Origin of the sequence: Mesorhizobium sp. M1E.F.Ca.ET.063.01.1.1, from assembly GCF_003998155.1 — a bacterium.
GTDB lineage: Bacteria > Pseudomonadota > Alphaproteobacteria > Rhizobiales > Rhizobiaceae > Mesorhizobium.
In genome coordinates, this window is sequence record NZ_RZSC01000946.1 from 1 (window position 1) to 1,973 (window position 1,973).

3 protein-coding genes are annotated in these 1,973 nt (G+C 68.0%); 1 reads left to right on the plus strand and 2 read right to left on the minus strand.

Annotated elements, in window-relative coordinates:
* Nucleotides 1–69 precede the first annotated feature (69 nt).
* Nucleotides 70–657 (minus strand): hypothetical protein, encoded by a 588-nt coding sequence (locus EOA29_RS34615; RefSeq protein WP_126094353.1) that lies wholly within the window; start codon nucleotides 655–657, stop codon nucleotides 70–72.
* A gap of 114 nt (nucleotides 658–771) precedes the next feature.
* Here EOA29_RS34615 and EOA29_RS34620 point away from each other — a divergent pair, with 114 nt between their 5' ends.
* Entirely contained in the window at nucleotides 772–1,005 is a 234-nt protein-coding gene (locus tag EOA29_RS34620; protein WP_126095937.1) for a DUF2093 domain-containing protein, read from the plus strand.
* 14 nt (nucleotides 1,006–1,019) lie between these two features.
* Here the strand turns inward: EOA29_RS34620 and lpxK are convergent.
* On the minus strand, nucleotides 1,020–1,973 hold a 954-nt coding region (lpxK, locus tag EOA29_RS34625), incomplete at its 5' end, for a tetraacyldisaccharide 4'-kinase (RefSeq protein WP_127222267.1).

A 1,973-nucleotide genomic window follows, 5' to 3' on the forward strand; every position in this document is an offset into this window, starting at 1 on the left:
CAGGCGGGGCTGGCACCGGAAAAGCTCGAAGCCTTCCTGCAAGACGATATCTAGGACGGTCAGCTTCGATCAGCGAAGCAGCAACAGCACGATCGTGGTGGTCGCGGCCGAGACGATGGCCGTCACGATCGATATCATCCACAGCGGCGTCTGGCCGGGTTCGGATCGCGGAGCGTGGCCGGGGCGACCGCCTCCGCGCGGCGGCGCGTTGGTGTTGGCCGCAAACAGCACCCCAGAAGCTATGGTGGGCGAGAATGAGGACGGTAACGGAACCGCTGCGATTTGCGAGCTGCCGGCGGCTGCCGCCTGCGCCTGGGCGATGGCTCGCGGAGGCTGGTCGGCATCGGCCGCCGGCCTGTGTGCCGAAGCCCTTGCCGAGGCGTCATCGGTGCCGACATCGGGCTCCATGACGGCTCTGTAGGCGTTCTCGATCTCGACCGAGGACAGGCGCTGCGGCGATTGAGCGGGCAGCTTGGCCAAGGAGCCGTTCAGCGTCTGCGCGGCAAACTGCGCCGATTGCACCGTCGAAGGCGCCGGCGGCTGGACGAGCGCCTTGACCAGCGCGGCGGTCGCCGGATCGGGTCTGGCCGACGGCACCGGCTGCGGGGTCAGCGCCTCCTTCAGCAGCGACGTCAGGCGGGTTGGGTTGATGTCCATGCCGGCTCCGGAAACCATTGTGCCGGCCAAGCGATATTACATGAGCATTGCGTCAAGCTTGACCTTGCCCGCGATTTGTGGCGATTGAAAACGCATGAACTCAAGCGCCATTTCATGATGAACCGTTTTGAAGGCCCCGGCGGCAAGGAAGCGCGCATCCGCTATCTCGACGGCGACTTCCAGGTGACGAGCCCCGGCACATTCGTGCGCTGCGCGGTGACCGGCGAGAGCATTCCGCTGGACGAGCTCAAATATTGGAGCGTCGCCAGGCAGGAGCCCTATGTGAGCGCGGCCGCGTCGCTGCGCCGCGAGATCGAGGCGCATCCGGAGCTGCGCAAGCGGGGGTAGAGTCCTCTCCTTCGTCACCCCCGCATCTTGCGCAGCCGCCAGGCGTCGAGCGTCTCGTTGATGATACGCTCCGGCACGTGATCGAGCTCGAACACGGCCTCGATGTCGAGGACGTCGAGCTGGGCGAGGAATCCGGCGGGCGCGTTGCCGTGGCGGAGCCGCGCGGCGTCCTTGGCGGTGCTGACGAGGCGCAGTCCCTCGCGCCGCGCGAGCGCCAGGAGATCGGCGAGTTCGTCCGCGGCGTAGAAGTGATGGTCCGGGAAGGCGCGCGACAGCACGACCTCGCCGCCGGCGCCGCGTACCGTGTCGAAGAATTTTTCGGGATGGCCGATGCCGGCAAAAGCGAGGAAGCGGCCGTCGGCAAAGCGCGCCGGGTCCGCCGGCTCGACATGCGCGAGGAAGACCGGCCGGCCGGCGCGCGCCGCCTGGCGCACCACCGTATCGGCGGCGCTCCCCTCGCCCATCTTCAGCAGGCCGCTGGTGAAGACCAACTGGTCGACGACCTTGGCCCTGAGCGGCCCGCCTGGAATGACGCGGCCATTGCCGATGCCGAAGCGCGCATCGACCACGACCAGCGCGTAGTCGATATGGATGCGCGCCGACTGGAAGCCGTCGTCCATGATCAGGAAATCGCAGCCATGCTTTTCCATCAGCAACCTGGCGCCGGCGGCGCGGTCCGCCGTTACCGCCACCGGCGCGTGCTCGGCCAAAAGCAGCGGCTCGTCGCCGACATGCTTGGCGGCGTCGTGCCGCGCGTCGACGACATGCGGCTTGGCAAAGGAGCCGCCATGGCCGCGTGACAGGAAGCCGGGCGAAAGCTGCATGCGCCTCGCCTGTTTCGCCAGCGCGATCGCGACCGGCGTCTTGCCGCTGCCGCCGACGGTGAGATTGCCGACGCAGAGCACGGGTGCAGCGACCTTCTCGCGCGGCGCATGGCGCATGCGGCGGCCAGCCACCATTCCGTAGAC